The following is a 23,607-nucleotide window of genomic DNA, read 5'->3' on the forward strand; positions in this document are numbered from 1 at the left end:
TAAACTTCTGAGGTGTTCTATTTGATTTGTGAGTAGAAAGTAGACACTATTTATAATTTCTCCACCCATATTCTACAGAGCCTTTATAATACCTATATAATGCATTCAATCGAACTAAATACTTTGTGTTTTGTCAGAACAGTTCATATATTGTAGATTCGACCTTGTTGTGCAGCCAATCTCTTTGCAAAGTTCTTGTTCGGACAGTTTTTTTTCAGTAATTTTGCACCGTTACATACAAATAGATGGTAATGACCATCAGAACTTAACTTTTAAATTATGGCTTCGCAAAGCCCATCTATGATGATGAAACGAATACAATCGACTCTTTTTGGTGTTTTGGTGTGTGCAACGTCGTTTGCTCAATATGTATCGCCAACAATAAAGGATACAACAAAGGCAGGCATTCTTAAAGATATCAACTATAAGGTGGAGATGCAGGGCAGCTTCTCTAACACTAAAACACCGCTGTGGTTGAATGCCAATAAATATGGACTTAGTTCGCTTGATAAGACAAATGGGTATATTCGTACAGCCGTTTATCGCTCCTTGTCTGCCGATAATGAACGCAAGTGGGGCTTGGGATACGGAGTTGATGTAGCAGTTCCTTTAAATTACACCAGCCATTTCGTAGTACAACAAGCCTATGTTGAAGGGCGTTGGTTGCACGGTACACTTACCATTGGTGCGAAGGAACAGCCAATGGAACTGAAGAATAACAGTCTAAGCTCGGGTTCACAGACGTTGGGCATTAATGCACGCCCGGTTCCGCAAGTTCGTTTGGCACTGTCCGACTATTGGACGCTGCCTTTTGGCAAAGGTTGGTTGCACTTGAAGGGACATATTGCCTACGGAAAAATGACCGACGATAATTGGCAACACGACTTTACCAAGAGGCAGAGCAAATATGCCGACGATGTGCTTTACCATTCCAAGGCAGGTTATCTTAAGCTTGGCAACGACGAAGTGTTTTGTCCTTGGTCGTTAGAGGTAGGTTTGGAAATGGTTTCTATGTTTGGCGGAACAGCCTATCGCCCTGTTGCAGGTGGCGGAATGGAAACTTTAAAAGGCGAGACAGGACTGAAAGCATTCTGGAAAGCATTTATGCCGGGTGGGGCGGATATTGGCGAAACCACGTATCAGAATGCAGAAGGAAACCAGTTGGGGTCGTGGGTAGCCCGTTTAAAGTACGAAGGAGAGATGAACAGCTATGCGCTCTATGCCGATAAATATTTTGAAGACCACTCGGGAATGTTCTTCTTGGACTACGATGGCTATGGAACGGGCAGCGAATGGCAACAGAAGAAGAAACACAGATATCTTACTTATGGCATGAAAGACTGGCTGTTAGGTTTCGAATATCATCGCCGCTCGGACAGTTGGCTGAATGCAGTAGTGTTAGAGTATATCTACTCCAAGTATCAAAGCGGTCCAATCTATCACGACCATACAAAGACCATTGCCGACCATATAGGCGGAAACGACGACTATTACAACCATTACATTTATCCCGGCTATCAGCATTGGGGACAAGCAATGAGCAATCCGCTCTATCGTTCGCCTATCTATAATAAAGACGGTAGGATAGCTTTTACCAATAACAGGTTTGTTGCATACCATCTTGGATTGTCTGGTACGCCCAACCAATATGTCAATTGGCGAATGTTGGCTTCGTGGCAAAAAGGTTTAGGAACCTATACGGAACCTTATTCTAAGGAACGCAGTAACATGAGTCTGTTAGCTGAGATAACTTATAAGCCGCACAGTATATCTGTATCGTGGCTGAACGGGGTGGATATAAAAGCGGCATACGGAATGGACTTCGGCTCCATTCTCGGCGGCATTAATTATGGTTTCCAACTAACAATAACCAAGACGGGTTTGCTTAATTTATAAAGAACGATATGAAGATAAAAAACATACAATTAGTGTTGTGCTCTTTAGTGGCAATGTTCTGTATTTCGGCTTGTTCTCTTGAAAGCGATAGCAAGGCAGCAGGCGATTTGGCAGGAATGTGGCATTGTGTTTACATAGATAAAGGTGCAGCAAGTGCAGATTTGAAAGACCAGAAAGTATATTGGTCGTTCCAGGGAGATTTATTGTTGTTAGAAGACAAGACGGGCAATCATAGTAGAATATTGTTTCGTTTTAGCAAGAATGGCAAAACCTTGGTTCTAAAAGAACCTTATCGTTACGACCGTGAGAATGGCGATGAACTATTAACTACGCCCTCGCTCTTAAACTTCTATGGCATTGACGCTCTGTCCATGACATTCACCATTCAGCAGTCGGAAAATACAATGGCACTTGTAAACAACAATGTAACGTTGCATTTCAAACGGTTCTAATGCACGTCATACTTGTGTTCTACTTGTCTTCTTGAAAAGGCTGTTTGTTGTTGCGCTTGATAATAGGGTTCAGCACAGACACGTTGAGCAGAACAAAAAGTGCAATGTCTATCAGAATAATGATAGTTGGACTTACCCAACAGAATAGCATCGTGTTTAGAATAATAAATGCAATGGCAAGTGTTAAGATTGCAATTAATGCCTGGTGTTGCGTAAGTCCTGCTCGCATAAACTTGTGGTGAATGTGGTTTTTGTCTGGGTGGAATATGCCATGACCGTGCATTATTCTTACAATAATTACACGGCAGACATCGAATATTGGTATAATGAGTAAGGTTATTGAGAGGAGAATAGAACCTTTCCGGTAAGCCATTACGTTTGGATTAACCATACAGAACTTTACAAGCAATACGCCAAGTATATAACCTAAAGTGAGCGAACCTGAGTCGCCCATGAATATTTTCCTATTCTTTTCTAACTTTCCAAAGATGTTATAATAAAGGAAAGGCACTAAGACACCCATCAAGCCGGCTATCAGTATGCAGTAAATCCACATTCCTTCTATGAGGAAACAATAAAAGAATCCTCCTAAAGCTATAAACGACAAGCTGGCAGAAAGTCCGTCAATACCATCTATCAGGTTGATGGCATTCATAATAAATACCAATATAAAGACTGTTAGCGGTGCTCCCACCCAAAAAGATATGCTGTGTATGCCCATGAAACCATACAAGTTATTTATGAAGAGCCACGATATCGGAAGCAGAGACGAGACAAAGATCTGTACAATAAACTTCTTTCTTGCCTTTACGCCAAAGATATCATCGATAAGTCCTGTAACGTAGATAACTGCTAAACCCACTGCAAAATAGGTGGTCCACGGACTAATCTCTATTTTCTTGCCGTTGTAGGCAAACGACCATACAAGCAGCGCAACAATGGTAGCAGCAAGCATGCTGGGCAGAAAGGAAACTCCACCTAATCGCGGAATGGCTTGTCTGTGCACCTTTCGCGAGTCGGGAATGTCGTATAAGTTTCTGTTCTTGCAGAAGTTCAGAATGCGAGGAATGAAGGCAAAGCCGCACGTGATACTTAAGCTGAAAGCAATAAGGCTAACTACTATATAGATGTATATGTTCATGTTACTATTAAAAACTCTTTACAGGTTTAATTACATAACACGTTTTTTCGGCTTTTATTGCCTGTAATATAAAATTAATGGTAAAACATTAAAATATTTTTTAACCTTGTGCGTTATAAGAGCAATAACTGGAAAACAGCAGACAACAAGAATGAAGATATCTATCATAACAGCAACATACAATAGTGCAGCAACTATTGCCGATACAATTAACTCCGTGTTAAGTCAGGATTATTCTGACATAGAGTATTTGGTAATAGATGGAGGTTCGTCTGATGCTACCATAGAAATAGTGAAAGCCAATGCACCCAAGTTCGGTGGGCGTCTCCGTTGGATTTCAGAAAACGACCATGGAATATATGATGCCATGAACAAAGGCATAAGAATGGCAACAGGCGATATTGTGGGTATTCTTAATTCTGATGACTATTACACAAGCAACGATGTATTGTCTACCTATGCAAATACCTTTAAAACAAGCAAGGTAGACGCTGTTTATGGAGACATTCATTTTATACGCGACGGACAACCGCACAAAGTTGCACGCTACTATTCTTCTAAAATATTCCGTCCGACATTGTTAAGATTTGGCTTTATGCCTGCTCACCCTTCTTTCTATGTACGGCGTTCTGTTTACGAACAAGCAGGATTTTACAGTCTTGATTACAAGATAGGAGCAGATTTCGAAATGATGGTACGTTTGTTCAGAAAGTATCGCATAAGCTATAAATACATTCAGAAAGATATGGTAACGATGCGTATGGGAGGTGCAAGTACGAGTGGGGTAGGCAGCCATAAACTTTTACTGAAAGAAGATGCACGAGCTTGCAGAGAGAACCGCATCTATTCTAACACATTCCTAATCTCTCTAAAGTATTTCTATAAGATATTTGAGTTTAAAATTTAGAACTTTTCAAGTTTTTTGCAGGCAGCCACAAGACGATTGTTCTCGATTTCGTTTCTGATGGCTATTCTGATATAATTCATATCTGTAAGCGATTGCTTTTTGTTACAGTCCTTGATTAATATTGCATAATCTTTTAATAAACGTTTTGCAACTTCGGTTGAAGTGTATGGAGGTTTTACCTCGCAGAGGAAGTAGTTAGCTTGCGAAGGAATAACCCTCAACCAACTAATTTCTTTCAACAGTTTGGCAAAGCGATTGCGTTCAGCAACGAGAGACTCGCAAGCTATGTCATAATCGCTACGATACTTATTGAAGATTTGCATATAAAACTCTGCAAAGGAATTGATGTTCCAAATGCTTACATCCTTTTTGATAAAATTGATAACTTCTGTATCTGCACTTGCCAATATTCCTAAGCGTAGTCCAGGTACTCCGTAGGATTTGGAGATACTCTTCATAACAAAAAGATGCTTGTACTTTTCCAGTGTCTGATTGTTGAGGAGCGAATTGTAGTAGTAATCATCAGAGAAATCTACAAACGATTCGTCCACAATAAGTCGTATATTTCTTTTTGCCGTCCACGCTGCAAGTTCCAATACCTCATACTTTGGGATAAAGTTACCCGAGGGATTGTCTGGATTGATAAGCAGCAATGTTTGAATACTTTTGTCTGCAAAAAAATTTTTAAGGTTCAAAGCATTATAAGAATAATCCTTGTTGTCAGGGACATAACTTATTATATCTCCCTTACGATAGCGATTAGGATATTCCTCAAAAGTTGGAAATACAACTCCGATTTTACCTTTCGTGGTCTCTATTAAACTTTTGATGAGTTCAGCAGCTCCATTACCCACAACGATGTACTCTTGGTTTACACCAAAATATTTACCAGCAAGCAATGAATTCACTCCCATTCCCGATGGGTATTCCGTTACAAGAGTATCAAAGTTGGCACGTATCTCATCTAACATCCGCTTAGGTGGGAAATAAGGATTTACAAGATAGCAGAAATCTAATAATTTTGGAAAACGCCAATAACCACCGTAACGTTTATTCATTTTGGTAAGCTGTTCCTCATCATTAGCAAAAATGGTTTCTGCTATATCTTTGTCCTGAATGTCGTCAATCTCATACCATCTCTTATTTCCAATAGGCAGTGCCTTAACATCTTGCGAATTAAGAAAAGCTATTACGCGTAACACTTGTTCATAATACTCATTATTTCCTTGTGCTTCGCAGTAAGCATTTAAGAAAGGAATATATTTGCGAGTAACGAACTCTTTGCTAAACTTATAGATATTTACCGTTTTGTAGTAAGAATTGACATCTCTAAAACTAAATGCTTGCGAATTAATAAAATTGATAATGTTGTATTCATTATCAATCTGCACAACAGTTCCGTCCATCCACGATTCCCATTTAGCCACCAATGCGAGATTAGGATAAGGACTCTCAATTGCCATTCGCAAAATACTCTCCTCATATATTAAGTCAGACTCTAACAGAAGTGTGTCATCTTCCTTCATTTTTTCTTTAGCAAGAGCAAGCGAGTAAATATTATTTGTTTTATCGTAAATAGGGTTATGAATAAATTCAATTTTGAGGAATCTATTGTATCGATTACCTATGTATTTTATAAGATTGTCAGCTCCATATCCCACAACAACTATTACTCGATTTATGTTGAGCGTGGACAATTGTGTTAATGTTCTGTCGATTAGTCGTTCACCATTAATAGGCAGCATACATTTCGTATTGTTCTTAGTGTATTCTCCTAATCGTCTGCCCATTCCAGCTGCTAATATAATTGCTTGCATAAGTTTAATATATAGTTACTTATTTAATGTTGCGTATGCTTTTTGCTTAAAGAAGGCTATTCGTTTTTTACTTTTAATGTCTTGAATAGTTTCTGTTACCATATGTGGCAATAGTGCCTTGATGTATTGAATAGTAAAGGCTTTTATCCTATCCAGCTTGTTCATTTTAAAATTAAACATAGAAATAGGAGTACGCCAATTGTTACCATAAAGAAAGTCTAATAAAGCCTCACTCTCTTTAGGCACAGTGTATAATTCTCCTTGAAACTCCATTTGCATTGTGTTGTTGATATATTTTACTTCGCAAAGTTCACATATACAAGTAGATAGCCTTCTATCTTCTGCATAGGGCGTAAAAAAGTAAATATCAATATATTCTCCATTACGTATTATAGACATAAACCCCCGTCTTTCAAAGCGTGCAACTTCAAAACCGTTTTCCCTCAATATAAAAAGGATATCCTTAAAATGTTCTAAGTCTGAAATAGGCATTACTATATCAATATCTTCGTCATGAGATATAAAATCGTGTTCTCTTACAGCACCTAAAAGTGTACCAAAAAAAAGTATAAAATCTAAGTTATACTTATTACATATACGTTTCAACAATGAGAGATTCTCTTTTGCAATCTCTTTGTTAATGGGTTTTATTCCAGGATAAATAGGTACAAACTTGTATATATAATTACCTTTGGATGTGGAAATATGTAATTTCATATTTTTGTTAATTGTTTTATCGTCTTAACCATTTCTTGAGTTTTGTTTTAAGACAGAAAGGGATAAGTTGTAATATAGAGTTTCTAAATGTATTGTTGTTCTTATAAAAACTATATTCAAAGTCTTCGTAAGGTACAATATATTTAGGATGTTGTAATGGAAAGTCTATTTCACTATTTGTTTTATATTGGTCAGGGATTATAGATACAGTAGTATGTGTGGCACCTTCTCCAAATCCAATATTACTAATAAGGCTTATTTTAGGGTAAATACTTAATTGATTATAGGCTGCCATTGTAAAATACCACTGCCAATCCCAAGCACTGACATAGTTTTGTTCAATGGCCTTAATACGATATTTCCAATAATGCGTATCTTTCCCGTTATACCCATTATTTTTTATGATTGATTCAAAATAAGGACTATTTTTCCATTCCATATTTAAATCCATTTTTTCCCACGCACGCTTCCAAGTAGCCCATCCATTTGTAGATTTGAATCTACTAAACCCATACGAGTCTGGAATATCAACATTTTTAATGTAGTTAGCTGCATCAATCATTGCAATGCGTTCATCATGTTCATATCTGTGTAAAAGCTCTTCTGCAAAAGGGAAAAAAGAACTTTGCAGAACACAGTCGTCTTCTATAATAATACCTTTGTCTTCATTTTTAAAGAACCAGTTAATAGCGGTGTAAACACCCATACAGCAGCCTAAGTTTTTAGCTCTGAATAGTGTCTTAACTTCGCATTGCCAATCTATTTGTTGCAGAATAGCATTTCTGGTCTCCTCTACCAGTATATTTTCTCTTTCTACATTTTTACGTGCACCATCACAAGCTATATACAATTTGTTTGGTTTTACTTGTTTTATTCGCTCAAAACTTTTTAGTGCAGTGTCTTTACGTCGAAATATTATGAATAAAATAGGTATGTTATACATAGTGTTTCAATTATTAAAATACAGATGACTTAATTGCTTCGAGAAACTTATGACCATATTTGAGATCAGGCTCTACGTAGTTACCTTCTCCCCATTCGTTCCACGAACGAAGAAATAGTATCCTATGCTCATCTGGCTTATTTTTTATTACTTCTAATGCTTTTTCAATATGCTTTTTAAAGTTTTCAGGAGTTGAATTGATATAAACTCCTTCGTGTTTTCCTGCTCTCGGAGTTCTATCCCATTGTGGCATAATAGTAGGATATACGTTATCCCAGCTATCTTCGGGGGCAAAGAAATGTTTTGTTACTTTTGCAAAATTATACTTAAACGTGGGAAGCCAGGAGATCTTTTTATGTAAAACAAATTGTACCGTTCGTGTGATTTTGCCTATGGCAAGCATCTCTCCTCTTGATTTTCCGAATGAATTTAACCCATCAAAACCCAATGAGAACATTTGTTTATAAACTTCTGCACTACTTTTAGTATTGGGCAATACTCTTTTTATACTACCATCTTCAAGTCTTTTCATTGTTGAAGTATTGTTGCATATAGCAACAAAATGAATTCCTTTTAATCCATTTTCTTTTGCTAATTCTCTCCAAAGGGTAATGAACCTTTTTATATCTTTAAATGAATACGGATCGAATATCACGAATAAAGGTTTTCCATCAACAGTGATATATCGATGGTCTTTAAAAGCAGGTAATACAGTGTGGAAGTGTTGTTTATAATCCTCTTCACCAGGATATAACTGTTTTGCTATCATTGTAGGCTTACCATTGTTCTGCCATGTCTTTGTTGTCCAATCATGGTTTGCCCAAGCTAAGCAGAAAGGGAAATCAGGTTTGCCGGACTTTAAAACTTCTTGAAAAGGTCGTTCCAATAGTCGCTTGCCATTTCCAAACCAATAATGCCAATAACAAAAGCCTTCTATTCCAGCTTCTTTTGCCATTCGTGCTTGTTGTTCTCTTACTTCGGAGAGACGCAAATCATAAAACCCCAAATCAGCAGGTATTCTTGGTTGATAGTGCCCCTTAAACTGAGGTTTAGCACTTGCGACATTTGTCCATTCTGTAAAACCTTCACCCCATGAAATGTTATTTTCAGGGATAGGGTGAAACTGTGGTAAATAATATGCTATAATCCTTGCTTTCATTATTTTTTTTTATTTTTTAAGAGGAAACTTCTTGAGCAGTGCCTCATGATATTTTAAATAATAATAGAGCATCCCCAGCGCTATTATTCTTAAGTTTCCAGTATCTGAATACGAAAATAAATACATTCCTCCTTGCGCACTTATGCAAACAGTGAAATATAAAAGTAGTAGTTGGTAAAGTTTAACTTTATTATTATTTATCTTGTTCTTCTGAAAAGAATCGATAACGAAGAAATTGAAAACTATAAATATTATCACTGCGAAGAAAGGACCAAAGTCGATGGTGAAATCACCTACAAATGTAGAAAAGACTTCATCGTTTATTTTTAGATTTGAATAAATTTCTCTGCGTTCAACATAATTCATTGAAGTTTTAGAATCGACTAATCGTTTGAAAAGATTGAGGGTTCTATCTCCGTATCTAATTCCATTGTCGTCTAAACCGTGATTGTTAAAATATATATTTCCTTGTCCGATATACCAATTGATGAAAGCAGCAATTCCACCTTTCTCTGAACCAAAGCGACTAATGGTAATAGCAGCTACAGGCAATGTAATGACAACGATGAAAACTATTCCGACTTTCTTTATAAACTTATTGAGTCTTTTTGAAAGATATTGTTTAAACAAAAAATATCCACAAATAATAGTCAGGAAAGCTAATGCAACTCCGCTTCGTTGTCCTCGCATAATAGGTATGACAAGATTAATGATATTAGCAAATAGAAGACCACAAATAATCTTGTAATTCTTTTCTTGCATTGTCATAAAATAAAATAGTAAAAAGATACTTATGTCAGAAAAAGAATTAAAGAGAATAGCTGGTATATTGCGGATAGCTCCACCTGCATTTGACGCATTATCTATTTGCTCCATATAGGCATCTCTACCAGCTTTAGCATCTGTAAAGATTGACATTAAGCCATTTTGGAAATCAGAAATAATTCCTGGTAAATTCAAGATTGCAACGACAATAATGATAATCGCTATGATTTGCAGAATATTCGACTGTGGATATTCTATACAATTAGTTGGATGTATGTGATGATAAATTGCAGGAGATAGAGCTATCATCATCATGGTATATAAGTATAAATATGGGAAAAGTTTCAGGGGTTCATAGTTTGTGAATTGCAATATAGAATCATCATTAATCGTCATAATAGAAAAAAAAGCATAGACGATATACATTACGATGATAAAGCTGCCAGCATCAAAGATCTTATTTTTGCGTTGATACCAAATCAACGTTATTACCCATAGCAGTATGAGAAATGCAGATAGTATATAATTACTTTCAATTACCGACATAAGCGTTTTTTTATAAACGAATTAACGTAACTATATAGAACCTTCTTCTCTGACTTGTTAGTTCCTAACAGTAATGCAAATACAATAAAGAAAGTTGGAGAATACAGGAAAACAAAAAGTATTCGTAGAATATTGCTCTCAATGTTCTGTTGTAGTAGGTAACAGCTTCCAGCTCCCAATGCCAATATTACTACTCCGGGAATAATTAAAGTTGTAATATAAGAGCCTATAGAGAACTGATGATAATATTTGCGTAAACAAAATAGCCTTATAATATGTGCAAGTGCTGATACAGCTATCATTGAAATAAGAGCAAAGTAAGATGGTAAATGCAGTGTAAAGAAGATCCACGAAATGGGTAAGCATAAGAGTGTAATACTCTCAACTTTTAAGTGGTATTCCTTAACTTTGCCTGTTGCTTGAATAATTGTTGTAATCGGATTATTCATTGATAAGCACACTATATAAATAATAATGAGGCGGGCAAATAAAGTGAAGTTGTGATCTGTAATATTCAACCACCAACTCAAAATGTTTGGCATTTCTAAAATGATGGGTGTACCAATAGCTAAAAGAACATAGAGTATAAGTTTGTTGCCAACAGAAAAGAGCTTGTTAAGGTAGATGAAATTTTTCTCAGCATACGCTTTTATCATTGCTGGACGCAAAGGAATGATAATGCTATTGCACAATGCTCCAAAAGCATTATTAATTTGTAAAGCGACACCAAATGCAGCATTTATTGTTGCACCAAAGAAAATATTCAGCAAGATAATATTTCCTTGCTGCATTCCGATATTAGCAACATTGCCAAATAGTGTCCAACCAGAAAAAGAAAGTAACTCTTTATATAGTTTACGGTCAGTGGTTTTGTGGTAATGACATTCTTTATAGTGTGTTTTTCCATACCACATATATATCGTGAAAATAATGATACTGCTAATTAACAGACACATACCATAAAAAGAAAGGTTATCTATCATAAACTTTCCAATAAGTGCGGCTGACCCTAATCTAAGTAAACATTCTATGGTGGATACAATAGCATATACACTTATATTTTCCTGAGCGAATATGGCTGCAGTATATGGAATCTGAAATAAAGAAAAGATAAATGTAAATATGGTAAACTGATACAACCATATAACAGCTACCATTCTTGCAGTTGGGATTACTAATTGGGTGTTAACGAACCATAAGCCAACAGTCTCAAATATGAAGATTATAAGAACAGAAAGCAAGGCAATGATATTAATGCACGATGAATAAATTTCTGTTTGTTTTTGAATATCATTTTTCCCGATATAGAAAGAAAAGAACCTCTGAACAGAAAGTGAGAGTACACCTGTTAAGAACGATGCAATTGTTACTACTCCCGCTATTGTATTGAAGATACCATAATCTTCAATACCTAACCTTCTCATAATTACACGTACAATATAAAGGTTAAGAAGTGTAATAACCAACATGCGAACAAACAAGAATAATGTGTTCGATGCTATGTTTTTTGTTCTTGTTGTTTCTTTTGTATCGGGCATATTGAAGTTAATGCAGTATATCCCTTATGACATAAACTGATAAAATAATAAAAGCAGATATAAACATCTCGAGTACAAATGATACCCTCTTAGGTCCTGAAGGTTTCACAGGGACTTCTGCTCCCTGAATTGTTGTAAAAACAGGTGTACGTTCTTGTAGTTTAGCATCGGCAGCTTTAAGTTGTGCTACAAGAGTAGTATAGGTGTTATACTTCAGTTGCATGTCATTTTCTAAATCATTTTGTTTCAGCTTCACACTTTCCAATACAACATCCATATCGGCATCACTTATTTTACCATATTCCTTACGAACTTTTTCATAGTCTCGTTTGGCTTGATTTACGAGACTTTGATAATGTTCTACATCGTTTCTTAACTTTCTTGTTCTATATTCAATAATATATTTCTGCAACTGTGTCCTTGTAGCATCTGCAAGCATTTTTGCTACCATAGGGTCTTGTGCTACAGTTGCAATACTTATAATACCTGTCTTTTTGTCGGTACTAATTTTTATGTTATCTCTCATTCCTTTCACAAGATCGTTGTCCGACTTTGAAAGTTGGTAAGGATTAAATTTTTCTGGAGCAAAATTATTGGTATTCTTCGGTGCTAACTTCTTTAATACCCATATATATGTTTTTTGCCACCAAGTTATTTTTGTATGATATTTAAGATAATTGTAATAATCAGTATTGAGTTTCTTGTCGATAGTCTGTATTTTTACTTTAAATAGTGCAGTTGCGAAACCATTATCCTTCATCAAATCGGGATACAACAATGGAGAAATGGCATCGGTACTCTTTCCTGTTGGTAAATCGAAGCCAAACGAAGATGCAATATCTCCTAAGGCACCAGCATCTGCCATAGAATTCATTTCTGGTGCCATGGCTGTTTCGCTTGTGTATGTTCTTGGTACACAAAGAATGATATAAGATGATAATGCGATAACAATTGGCAATGTTATAAAGAATAGTTTCTTATGTTCTCTGATTCTTTTAAACACCAATCGTAGATCTATTTGTTTTACCTTTTCTTCGTTTTCCATTAACTCGATATTTTTATATATGGTAGTTATTTAAACTGAACGATTTTTACTTCAAAATATTGGCAAGTGTTGCCAGTACAGCAGCCATACTTGATGTACTTGAGCCGATGGTCATAAGTTCTGCAAGACTCATTCTTGCACGTGATTTGCTCGGAACAATGATTTCACAGCCAGGTCGTACCTTTGCATTGTGTCCAACTTTTGCGAGCGTACCATTCATATATAATATGTAAGTACGGCTCTTTTTTGCATCGGACGAGAATCCGCCGGCTTGATCTATGTAATAAGCTACATTTTTGCCTTCGCGATAGCTTACTGTATTCGGATACATTACTGCACCATTTATTTTTACTGTACCATTATATTGTGGAATAATTATACGGTCGCCTTCACGAAGAATAAGATCGGCGTCACTTCCTGGAGAAGCTAAAGCTTTATCCAATTCGATACCCACAGGATAAGTTTCTGGTATCTGGAACTTTTTCATTAAAGAATCTTGCGTTTGTTGTGAAGCTTGTAAAATACCTGCTGCGTTTGAACTCTTGGCTGCAAGATCAAGGAAACTCTTATTTTCTTGTTCCATTTGCATTTTGTAAACAGCCTCCATGCGCATTTTCTCAATCTTATTTGGTTTACGTTCTAATCTTGCCCCTTGAATATAAGCTAAATTAGTTGCTCCACCTGCTGCTTTAAATATATCTGTTAAACGAGTATTGCGTCCTGTAAGAGAATAATTTCCTTCAAACAAAACTTCTCCTTCAATGCTAACATTCTGCTGTTTTGTAGTACCGGGACTTTTACGAACAAATACCTGATCGAAAGGTGCGAGAATAAATCCAGGCTGACCATCTATAACAAAACCATCTTTTAAACTGAAGGTGAAACTTTGAGCGATAATGGAGTCGGAAGTTGTTGCTTCTGGATTTACTATTCTTCGAGACACATCTACTCTTACTGTAGATGCCGTTTGTTTTAGTCCACCTGCTTGCAAAATGAAATCTTCTAATGTTTCGTTGTCAGCATATTTATATCTACCAGGATATAGCACTTCTCCATGAATAGTCAATATTCGTTCTTCTTGCACGTCTGTTCTTGTTGGTACAAACAAAACATCTTCATTTTGTAGTGGGATATCTGCTGCTTTACCGAGTAAAATTCCTTCTACATCAACAGAAATGACCTCTAAAGTCCGGTCAGCCTTCATACGGTGCATAACTGCATGTGGTCCGAATGCAACTTCTGTTAGTCCTTCTGCTGCTTCAACCAAGTCGCGTACAGTATTTATTTGTCCACCCACTTCATACATGCCTGGACGGAACACCGCACCTTTTATCTCTACCATGTTTTCATATCTTGGTATAACGGAATCTACGCTAACAGAGTCTTCATCGGCAAGTTTAAAACGGTTCATATCAAACTCACTTACATTATATATCGAATATTGACGACCAGTTTTTCTTCTTACACGGACAGATTTTGTATAGGCATCACCAGCAAAACCGCCTGCATAATTAATGAGCGCCCCTAAATTTTCGTTACGTTTCATTTCGTAATACATAGGGCGTTTTACTTTTCCACTTATATTAACAAGAACTTCGTAGGCATCTACAGCAATAACATCGTTATCAGCCAACCGGACGTTTCCTGTTAATTTCCCACGTTTTAAGAAGTCGTATATATCCACAGTGCTTATAAGTCGTCCTTGTCTATAAACCTTAATGTTACGAAGCGTACCAAGGTCTGTAATACCTCCTGCCATATACAAGGCATTAAATACGGTGGTGAAAGCCGACAAAGTATAAGTTCCAGGTGCTTTTACTTCGCCTACTACATTGACCATAATGGTGTGTGTTTGTCCAACTGACAGTCTTATCTTCGAGTTGCTATAACGGTTTCCTAATTTAGCTCTAATTCTATTATTTGCTTGTCTTACGGTCAGTCCGCTTACTTGAATAGGTCCGAAACCTTCTATTGTAACATTTCCATCAGGGGCTACGGTAGTATCATACGATTTCTGTGATGCTCCATAGATATCAATAAATACAGCATCTCCTGGTCCTAAACGATAATTCGCAGGAAGTGCCATGTTCATATTAGGTTCAAACGATAAATATTTATTATTGAATATATCGCGTCCCCAGACTTTCTTCTTCTTTTTCTTTAATTGCTTTAAGAGATTTTTATACATTGTAGCCGTATCTTGCGGCATCCAGTCGTCCATTTCCTCTTGTATTAAGAGAAAGTCCTTATCGTCTTCATCGTATGTGTTAGGGTGATTATTCGTACCGTCTATTCGTTTATCTGAATATTTCTTTGCCTCATTTTCTGAATCTTCGTAATCTTGCATTGTTTTCTCTGCAATCTTTCTCTTATCCATTCCTGGGCGTATCTGTCCATTATTCTTTCTACTTCTGTCAGTACTGCCATCTTTACTTGATGCATTGCCCAATGACGAGTTACCTTTCTTCATTTTTTCGTAGGTATCTCTAACTCTTCTAATTTGAGAAATATCTACACCATTCTGCATCAACTTTGTTACGATTTGTGTTTGTGATGTTCCCTTGTTATGCTCTTTCACTATGAACTCCATGACTTGCGTATCGGTCATGTTTGATTGTGCATAGGTGTTTAATGCACTTAGCATTATGAAGAATAAGAGGACGAATCTTTTCATATCTTTTTAAAATTTATTTCCACTTACGATATTTACGAATGTTTTAATAATTATTTTGAAGTCTAACCATAATGAACGTCTTTCAAAATAACTTATATCCATCTGAAGACGTTTCAGCATTTTCTCCATTGTGTCGGTGTAGCCATTATACAGCGTGGCTTCAGAAGTTAATCCGGGTCTCATATTATAAATAATAGGGTAGAGATCTGTATGCTCCATAATTTTATCTATAAAATATTTACGTTCCGGCCGTGGTCCCACCAAAGACATATCTCCCACCAATACATTCCATAATTGTGGTAATTCGTCAAGATGATGTTCACGAAGAAATTGCTCGAATGGGGTAGAGTTCTTATAATTTGTTTTTGAAGTTAGTTGCGGTATATTACTTTCTGTTTTATTGCTAATTGTACGGAATTTGAGAATAACAAATGGTTTACCCTTATATCCAATACGTGCTTGACGAAAGAATATAGGACCATTCCTCTGACACTTCATTAGGACTGAAATAATTACGAATATAGGAGAAAGTAAAATTAACCCCAAAGCAGACATAACGAAATCTAAGGCTCTCTTTACACCTCGTTGTATGCTACCCATGGCATCGGTTTGTGTTGCTTTACTCATTATTATTCGATTCTTATTTCGGTCTTATTCAAAGTTTTTCTGAACACTCTTTCTTGAAAGAGCATCAAATGTAAGTAGCAATAATTTAGAGTGCCACTTAGATATATAAACTCTGTTTTTTGAAATTTGTTGCAAAGATAATGCTTTTTTCTTAAATACTTTTATTTTTTGTGTATCTTTGCACAAGAAAAAAATCGACATTGCGTAAAATAATCCATATAGATATGGATGCTTTTTTTGCTTCTGTGGAGCAAAGAGATAATCCAGCATTAAAAGGTTTGCCTTTAGTAATATGCCGTGATCTTCCTCGCAGTGTCGTTACTACGGCAAGTTATGAAGCGAGAAAGTATGGAATACATTCTGCCATGTCATTAGCACAAGCAAAAAGTCGTTGTTCTCATCTTGTTATAATTGAACCTCATTTTCAAAAATATAAAGAAATCTCACAGCAAATCCATAATATTTTCCATAACTATACCGATTTAGTAGAGCCTGTTTCTTTAGATGAGGCTTTTCTGGATGTAACTTATAACAAGTATGGAATAAAGTTAGCTGTTGATTTAGCAAAAAAAATAAAAGAAGAGATATTTCATAAGACTAATCTGACTGCTTCTGCAGGTATCAGCTACAATAAGTTATTAGCAAAAATAGCTTCTGATTATCGGAAACCCAATGGTATTTTTACCATACACCCCGACAAGGCTTTGGACTTTGTAGGAAATCTACCTATAACTCAATTTTGGGGAATAGGACCTAAGACTGCAAGAACAATGTATAAGATGGGAATTTACAAAGGTGAACAATTACGTAAAGTCTCACTTGTACATTTAACACAAGTTTTTGGAAAAATGGGTCCCGTGTTCTATAATTTTGCTCGTGGCATAGATAATAGGCTGGTAGAGGCTTTTCATGAACGTAAATCTATAGGATGTGAAGAAACTTTTTTGGAAAACCTGAATACAGAATCTCAAGTAATAATAGCACTATACCATATTGTTATAGAGTTGGTTAAACGAATCAATAAAAGTAATTTTGAAGGACATACTTTATCATTAAAAATTAAATGGGACGCTAAAAATCAAGTTTCACGGAGTATAACAACCGGTAAGTTATTGAAAACGAAAAATGACATTCTACCTTTAGCTAAATATCTTTTACGCCAGACAGGATACCGCCATCGTACAATTCGTCTACTTGGTCTCTCCGTAAGTGGCGATACTTCGGATAAATTGGAGGAAGGATTTTTGAATTTTAAAGAATAGTATCCTTTCTCTACTTTTGTAATGATATGAAGAATAATAGCCATCACTAATACATTAATATGCTCCTAAAAAATTTATAATTAAAATTCACGAGATTTGTAATAACAAAATAAAAGAATATAATTACAGATTTTTATTTTGTTATTAAAGTTTCTTATAAGCTATTTTCAATGCGTAAAAGTTCTATTGTTACGTTGGTAAAGGGAATGAGGATTATGCTCTTATCTATATACACAACATACACAATTAAGCTTTTAACTGTATAAATTTAATCCCTATTGCCTATTTGATGATTAATAAATATTAAAACAAGAATAAGCCTATATAAAAAAGGTAGTTTTTAAAATAAAATCATTATCTTTGCAATCAAACATATAATGTGTATGAAAAGAAGAATATATACTTTTTTATTTGCTATAACCTTTCTAAGTTTTGCTTTGCCAACAACGGTGAAAGCCCATACTTCGTTAGAGATGATAGAACAAGATATCCATAACGTTTCTATTTCTGTTTATGGATCTGTTCTCCGTATTGAGGGCGCAAACGACGAGATGTTACAAATATATAATGTAACAGGGGTATGTGTTATGAGTATTAGAGTAGACGGGCAAGACAAACGCTACAATCTAAGTTTGCCAAAAGGGTGTTATATTGTAAAAGTGGGTAAGGTCGTTCGTAAAATTTCTATACGATAGATCTTGTTTGTAGTGACAATTCTTCGCCTGTGGTGCGCAAAATAGAAGAAGCAAAACTCCTGAAAGCATTAACAGAGCCCCAAACACGTTGTAAGGCATTTACTTTATTGGTAAGCGAGTATAGCAAACCTTTGTATTGGAAAATACGAAGTCTTGTCTTGTCGCACGATGATACAGACGATATTCTTCAAAACACTTTCTTGAAAGCATGGAAAAATATAGAAAGTTTTGAAGGAAAGTCAAAGATATCTACGTGGCTATATAGTATTGCGATTAATGAATCGTTTAGTTTATTGCGTTCCAGAAAAGAAACCGTTGATATAAGTACTTGTAATAATGGTATTAGTAATTCGCTTTTGGCAGATTGTTATTTCGATGGTAACAAAGGGCAAGCTATACTACAAGAAGCCATCTCGACTTTGCCAGAAGTGCAACGAACTGTTTTTATAATGAAATACTATGACGGTTTAAAATACCCCGAAATACATGAAATACTTGGTACAAGTGAAGGAGCTTTAAAGGCATCTTACCATATTGCAGTAAAGAAAATTTTGCAGTACATAAAAGAAAACGAATAAAGTTTTCTGCGGGCAGATTAAACTAAAACACATTAGACACGTCAAACCATCAGTAACAAACAGAACAAGGAGTATTAATTGTGGAAGAGTTGGAAAAAAAAATACTTTTAAAGTTTGGAAACAAACGACCATTTAAGGTTCCTGAAGACTATTTCAACAATTTGGAAATACGAGTGATGTCGCAAATAACAACAAAAGCAACAGAAATCAATGGGGACAAACAACGTGATAGAAAAAACTATTTTACTTCTGCCAGACATTTGCGCCCATTAATAATTGCAGCATCTTTTATCGGACTGATTGTTGTTGGTGTGGCTACACAGAATATTTTTCAAAAACATGATCAGGCAAAGAATATTCATGATACAGATGTTGCTTCAACAGCAACTGCTGCAAAAGATAGGTCTGCAAATACTGAATATTTAGATGCTGCTGCTGAATATATGATGATTGATAAAGATGATGTGTATTCATATTTAGCAGATAATTAATTAATGCAATGAGACCGTATAATATATTGATAATGAAAAGGATATTGATAGTTTTTATAGTATTTGTCAGTGCCACCAATTTGTTAGCACAGCATAAGTTCAATCCTAATAAGTTTAAAGTAGAGATACATCAATATATTGTAACCTCGGCTAACTTAACAGAACAAGAGTCGGCAAAGTTGTTGCCTATTTATGATGAAATGATAAGTAAACAACGTGTGTTGCACAAACAATTGCGTAAACTACAAAATAGTAATCTGCAAAACAATAAGAATGCTAAAAGTGTTATTCTAAAAATAGACGACTTGCTTATACAAATAAAGCAGATAGAAAAAGCTTATCATTTAAAGATGTTGCGTGTAATTCCTGCGATTAAATTAGGCGAAGTATTAAAGGCAGAACGATATTTCCATAAACAATATTTTCGTAATGCTGCACAAAAAAGATAGTTGCTTCTAATCAAACAATAATAAGTAGAATTTATTAATCCATTTAGATTTAATCCATAAAATTTATGATGAAACCATATCGTTTACTCTTTGTAAGAACAACTCTTATTTTGTTTTTACTGTTTATAAGTAATTTTTCTTTCTCTGCGAATCTTCCTAAAAAACGTCAATTCAGAGGTGCCTGGATCCAATGTGTTAATGGTCAGTTTCAAAATCTTGGAACTGAAAAAATGCAACGAACACTTATTTATCAGATGGATAAATTACAGCAATTGGGTGTTAATGCTATAATTTTTCAAGTCCGTGCCGAATGTGATGCACTTTATCCCAGTAAATTTGAACCATGGAGCAAGTTTTTAACAGGAAAACAAGGTAGTGCTCCTTCTCCCTATTGGGATCCTTTACAATGGATGATAGAACAATGTCATAAACGTGGAATGGAACTTCATGCATGGATAAATCCTTATCGGGCAAAAACAAAGGGAACTACACAACTTGCTTCTAATCATATTGCAGTACAACACCCGGAACGGGTTTTTGATTATGATGGATTAAAAATTCTAAATCCAGGTATTCCTGAAAATAGAGATTACATCTGCAACATAGTAACAGATATTCTACAACGTTATGATGTAGACGGCTTACACATTGACGATTATTTCTATCCTTATCCAGTTGCAGGACAACGTATTCCTGATGTAAAAGAATTTAGTCGTTATGGAGGAGGCTTTGGTCGCATTCAAGATTGGCGTCGCGATAATGTAGATATATTTATAAAACAGCTTGGAGAAACTATTCATAAAGTGAAACCTTGGGTCAAATTTGGAGTATCGCCATTTGGAATATACAGAAATGAGAAAAGCGCCCCCAATATAGGAAGTAAAACAAATGGTCTACAAAACTATGATGACCTTTATGCAGATGTTTTGAAATGGGTGAATAACGGCTGGATAGACTATTGTGTCCCGCAAATTTATTGGGAAATAGGAAATAAAGCTGCCGATTACAAGGAACTTATTACATGGTGGGATCGCTACGCCTCAAATCGTCCTTTATATATTGGTGAAGACGTTTTACGTACTGTTAAATACGCAGACCCACAAAATCCAAATTCTCATCAATTACCTGCGAAGCATAAATTGCACGAACAATCTCCAAACGTTCAAGGAACAGTTTTGTGGTATGCAGCAGCTGTAGTAAATAATCCTGGCAATTATGCAAAATTATTGCAGAATAATTATTGGCATTATCTGGCATTGCAGCCATTAATGCCTTTTATAGATGATAAAGCTCCTAAGAAACCACGTTCATTAAAAGTGAGCTGGTTTGATGACGGTTGTTTATTGCATTGGAAAGCTCCGAAAGGGAAAGGCTGGGAAAACGAAGCTTACAAATATGTTGTTTATCGATTTGGACCAGATGAAGAAATTGATTTAGATAATCCTATGAAAATTGTAGCTATAACTTATCAGCCTGCACTTCGATTGAATTATAATGGGGGAGAAACTAAATATACTTACGTAGTTACTGCACTCGATAGAATGAGTAATGAAAGTGTTGGGAAGAAAAAGAAGATAAGACTCTAATTAATGTCAAAGCAACTGCATCAATTCAATCTTTCTTGATTTTGCCTATACGCAGAGTTGTATCTATCTTTTAAAGGCACGTTCTATAAATTCCACGTGAGGAATAATTGTTATAATAATATTCACTCTTTGTGTCTTTTTGCTTTTATGAGGAAAGATAAAGCAGAAGTGATATAAAAAAAGATAAACTTTAAAGATATTGGTCTCTTTTTCATCAGAAAGTTGTACCTTTGTCTCGTATTGATTTATAGAAACTAATTTGTATTATGGTTAAAATCACTTTTCCAGACGGGTCTGTTCGTGAATATGAACAGGGGGTAACTGGACTTCAAATTGCAGAGAGTATTTCACTGGCTCTCGCTCGCAACGTTGTATCTTGCGGGGTTAATGGTGTGACAACTGAGTTAAACCGCCCAATTAATGAGGACGCAACGATAGCTTTGTATAAGTTTGAGGACGAAGAGGGAAAGCATACTTTCTGGCATTCTTCTGCACACTTATTGGCAGAAGCTTTAAAAGAACTTTATCCAGGTATTCAATTCGGATTTGGTCCTGCAATTGAAAATGGTTTTTTCTACGATGTACAACCTGCCAACGGACAAGTTATTTCTGAAAGCGATTTCCCTAAGATTGAACAGAAGATGCTTGAATTGGCAAAAAAAGATTTAAAGATTGTTCGTCGTGATGTTTCTAAAGCAGATGCAATTAAAGAATTTTCTGCTGATGGGCAGGAATATAAAGTTGAGCACATTGTTGAAGATCTTGACGATGGTACAATCTCAACCTATTCGCAAGGTAACTTTACCGATCTCTGTCGTGGTCCTCATCTTATGTCGACAGGTGCAATAAAAGCAGTTAAACTAACAAGTGTGGCTGGAGCATTTTGGCGTGGAGATGCAAAGAGTGATCAATTGACACGTATTTATGGTATTACCTTTCCTAAAAAAAAGATGCTTGACGAGTATCTTGCAATGTTGGAAGAGGCGAAAAAACGTGACCACCGTAAGATAGGTAAGGAAATGGAACTCTTTACATTCTCGGAAAGAGTAGGTAAAGGACTCCCCATTTGGTTACCAAAAGGAACGCAGCTTCGTCTTCGTTTACAAGAAGTGCTTAGGAAGTTACAGCGTCCGTATCATTATCAAGAAGTTATCACACCAGGAATTGGCGGGAAAAATCTTTATGTAACATCAGGACATTATGCCCATTATGGTAAAGATTCATTCCAGCCTATTCAGACACCGGAAGAAGATGAGGAGTATATGCTCAAACCTATGAACTGTCCACATCATTGTGAAGTTTTTTCATATAAACCACGTTCTTATAAAGAATTACCATTACGTATTGCAGAATTTGGAACGGTATTTCGTTATGAAAAAAGTGGAGAATTGCACGGTTTAACCCGTGTGCGTACTTTTACTCAAGACGATGCTCATATTTTTGTTCGCCCAGAACAATTACGGAAAGAATTCGAAGATGTTATTGACATTATCTTAAAAGTATTTGCTACGTTTGGTTTCAACGATTATGAGGCACAAATATCACTTCGCGATCCAGCTGATAAGGAGAAATATATTGGTTCAGATAAAGTATGGGAGGAAAGTGAACGAGCTATAAAGGAAGCCTGCAAGGAAAAAGGATTAAACGCACGAATTGAAATTGGCGAAGCTGCTTTTTATGGCCCTAAACTCGACTTTATGGTTAAAGACGCTATTGGACGTCGTTGGCAATTAGGAACAATTCAAGTAGATTATAATCTGCCTAATCGATTTAAATTGGAATATACAGCAGAAAATAATACGAAAGAAACTCCAGTAATGATTCACCGTGCTCCCTTTGGCTCGTTAGAACGTTTTACAGCTGTTCTTATAGAGCATACAGCAGGACATTTCCCATTGTGGCTGACTCCTGACCAAGTAGCTATTCTGCCTATTTCAGAGAAGTATAATGAATATGCACAAGAAGTAAAACAATACTTTGATGCACATGATGTACGTGCTTTAGTTGATGAACGCAATGAGAAAATAGGACGGAAGATACGCGATAATGAACTAAAACGCATTCCATATATGGTAATCGTTGGAGAAAAAGAAATGGAAGGTGGATTGGTCTCTATGCGTCAGCAAGGTGGTGGAGAACAAGCAACAATGACCAAGAAAGACTTTGTACGTCGCATTCAAGAAGAAGTTGCCGAACAAACGAGAAATTTAAATTAGACACCATTTAAATAATAAGATGAATTTTCAATTTAAATAAAATATGAAATCGAGATATAAATTTCTATAAACTTCATCGAATAATCAATAGAAGTCTACAGAA

20 protein-coding genes are annotated in these 23,607 nt (G+C 35.8%); 10 read left to right on the forward strand and 10 right to left on the reverse strand.

Annotation, left to right across the window (positions count from 1 at the left end; genetic code table 11):
- Positions 1-279 precede the first annotated feature (279 nt).
- Together RDV52_RS07920 and RDV52_RS07925 are read left to right on the forward strand one after the other, a co-directional pair.
- A complete protein-coding gene (locus RDV52_RS07920; RefSeq protein WP_040556784.1) occupies positions 280-1,896 on the forward strand; it encodes a capsule assembly Wzi family protein in 1,617 nt (538 codons plus the stop codon).
- An 8-nt stretch (positions 1,897-1,904) separates the two neighbouring features.
- Positions 1,905-2,348 carry a lipocalin-like domain-containing protein gene (locus RDV52_RS07925; RefSeq protein WP_004366172.1) on the forward strand — a complete coding sequence of 148 codons (444 nt, stop codon included), beginning with the start codon at positions 1,905-1,907 and terminating at the stop codon, positions 2,346-2,348.
- Positions 2,349-2,367: 19 nt separating this feature from the next.
- On the opposite strand, the gene RDV52_RS07930 is transcribed toward RDV52_RS07925, so the two are convergent.
- On the reverse strand, positions 2,368-3,489 hold the full coding sequence (locus RDV52_RS07930; RefSeq protein ID WP_004366171.1) for an MraY family glycosyltransferase: 1,122 nt from the start codon (positions 3,487-3,489) through the stop codon (positions 2,368-2,370).
- Positions 3,490-3,640: 151 nt separating this feature from the next.
- Here RDV52_RS07930 and RDV52_RS07935 point away from each other — a divergent pair, with 151 nt between their 5' ends.
- Positions 3,641-4,396 (forward strand): glycosyltransferase family 2 protein, encoded by a 756-nt coding sequence (locus RDV52_RS07935; protein ID WP_004366170.1) that lies wholly within the window; start codon positions 3,641-3,643, stop codon positions 4,394-4,396.
- On the opposite strand, the gene RDV52_RS07940 is transcribed toward RDV52_RS07935, so the two are convergent.
- The 9 genes from RDV52_RS07940 to RDV52_RS07980 are packed head-to-tail and all read right to left on the reverse strand — an operon-like array spanning position 4,393 to position 16,227.
- A complete protein-coding gene (locus RDV52_RS07940) occupies positions 4,393-6,213 on the reverse strand; it encodes an aminotransferase class I/II-fold pyridoxal phosphate-dependent enzyme (protein WP_004366169.1) in 1,821 nt (606 codons plus the stop codon). The two genes, RDV52_RS07935 and RDV52_RS07940, sit on opposite strands and share 4 nt — an antisense overlap.
- A 15-nt stretch (positions 6,214-6,228) precedes the next feature.
- Positions 6,229-6,930, reverse strand: coding sequence for a LicD family protein (locus RDV52_RS07945; protein WP_004366168.1), 702 nt, complete (start codon positions 6,928-6,930; stop codon positions 6,229-6,231).
- 16 nt (positions 6,931-6,946) lie between these two features.
- Positions 6,947-7,873: a hypothetical protein gene (locus RDV52_RS07950; RefSeq protein ID WP_004366167.1), complete on the reverse strand. Its 927-nt coding sequence runs from the start codon at positions 7,871-7,873 to the stop codon at positions 6,947-6,949.
- 13 nt (positions 7,874-7,886) lie between these two features.
- Complete coding sequence (locus RDV52_RS07955) at positions 7,887-9,032, reverse strand: glycosyltransferase WbsX family protein (RefSeq protein ID WP_004366166.1); 1,146 nt, start codon at positions 9,030-9,032, stop codon at positions 7,887-7,889.
- Positions 9,033-9,041: 9 nt separating this feature from the next.
- Positions 9,042-10,343, reverse strand: a complete 1,302-nt coding sequence (locus tag RDV52_RS07960; protein ID WP_004366165.1) for an O-antigen polymerase — start codon at positions 10,341-10,343, stop codon at positions 9,042-9,044.
- Positions 10,334-11,881: an oligosaccharide flippase family protein gene (locus RDV52_RS07965; RefSeq protein WP_004366164.1), complete on the reverse strand. Its 1,548-nt coding sequence runs from the start codon at positions 11,879-11,881 to the stop codon at positions 10,334-10,336. Before RDV52_RS07965 ends, RDV52_RS07960 begins: the two co-directional genes overlap by 10 nt.
- Before the next feature lie 7 nt (positions 11,882-11,888).
- Complete coding sequence (locus tag RDV52_RS07970; protein ID WP_004366163.1) at positions 11,889-12,926, reverse strand: GumC domain-containing protein; 1,038 nt, start codon at positions 12,924-12,926, stop codon at positions 11,889-11,891.
- A 46-nt stretch (positions 12,927-12,972) separates the two neighbouring features.
- A complete protein-coding gene (locus RDV52_RS07975; RefSeq protein WP_004366162.1) occupies positions 12,973-15,600 on the reverse strand; it encodes an SLBB domain-containing protein in 2,628 nt (875 codons plus the stop codon).
- Positions 15,601-15,606: 6 nt separating this feature from the next.
- On the reverse strand, positions 15,607-16,227 hold the full coding sequence (locus RDV52_RS07980; protein ID WP_004366161.1) for a sugar transferase: 621 nt from the start codon (positions 16,225-16,227) through the stop codon (positions 15,607-15,609).
- Positions 16,228-16,427: 200 nt separating this feature from the next.
- Here RDV52_RS07980 and dinB point away from each other — a divergent pair, with 200 nt between their 5' ends.
- The 7 genes from dinB to thrS all read left to right on the forward strand — a co-directional run bounded on the left by dinB (position 16,428) and on the right by thrS (position 23,504).
- Complete coding sequence (gene dinB / locus RDV52_RS07985) at positions 16,428-17,489, forward strand: DNA polymerase IV (protein WP_004366159.1); 1,062 nt, start codon at positions 16,428-16,430, stop codon at positions 17,487-17,489.
- A 383-nt stretch (positions 17,490-17,872) separates the two neighbouring features.
- Positions 17,873-18,184: a T9SS type A sorting domain-containing protein gene (locus RDV52_RS07990; protein WP_004366158.1), complete on the forward strand. Its 312-nt coding sequence runs from the start codon at positions 17,873-17,875 to the stop codon at positions 18,182-18,184.
- A 29-nt stretch (positions 18,185-18,213) separates the two neighbouring features.
- Positions 18,214-18,762 (forward strand): RNA polymerase sigma factor, encoded by a 549-nt coding sequence (locus tag RDV52_RS07995; protein ID WP_004366157.1) that lies wholly within the window; start codon positions 18,214-18,216, stop codon positions 18,760-18,762.
- Between the two features lie 80 nt (positions 18,763-18,842).
- Positions 18,843-19,253, forward strand: coding sequence for a hypothetical protein (locus RDV52_RS08000; RefSeq protein ID WP_004366156.1), 411 nt, complete (start codon positions 18,843-18,845; stop codon positions 19,251-19,253).
- Between the two features lie 32 nt (positions 19,254-19,285).
- Positions 19,286-19,702 (forward strand): hypothetical protein, encoded by a 417-nt coding sequence (locus RDV52_RS08005; protein WP_223381149.1) that lies wholly within the window; start codon positions 19,286-19,288, stop codon positions 19,700-19,702.
- A 68-nt stretch (positions 19,703-19,770) separates the two neighbouring features.
- Positions 19,771-21,288: a glycoside hydrolase family 10 protein gene (locus RDV52_RS08010; protein ID WP_040557020.1), complete on the forward strand. Its 1,518-nt coding sequence runs from the start codon at positions 19,771-19,773 to the stop codon at positions 21,286-21,288.
- Between the two features lie 266 nt (positions 21,289-21,554).
- The gene (gene thrS / locus RDV52_RS08015) at positions 21,555-23,504 is read left to right on the forward strand and encodes a threonine--tRNA ligase (RefSeq protein ID WP_004366153.1); all 1,950 of its coding nucleotides are present in this window, start codon (positions 21,555-21,557) and stop codon (positions 23,502-23,504) included.
- Positions 23,505-23,607 lie beyond the last annotated feature (103 nt).

The organism is Prevotella nigrescens, from assembly GCF_031191185.1.
GTDB classification, from domain to species: Bacteria; Bacteroidota; Bacteroidia; order Bacteroidales; family Bacteroidaceae; genus Prevotella; species Prevotella nigrescens.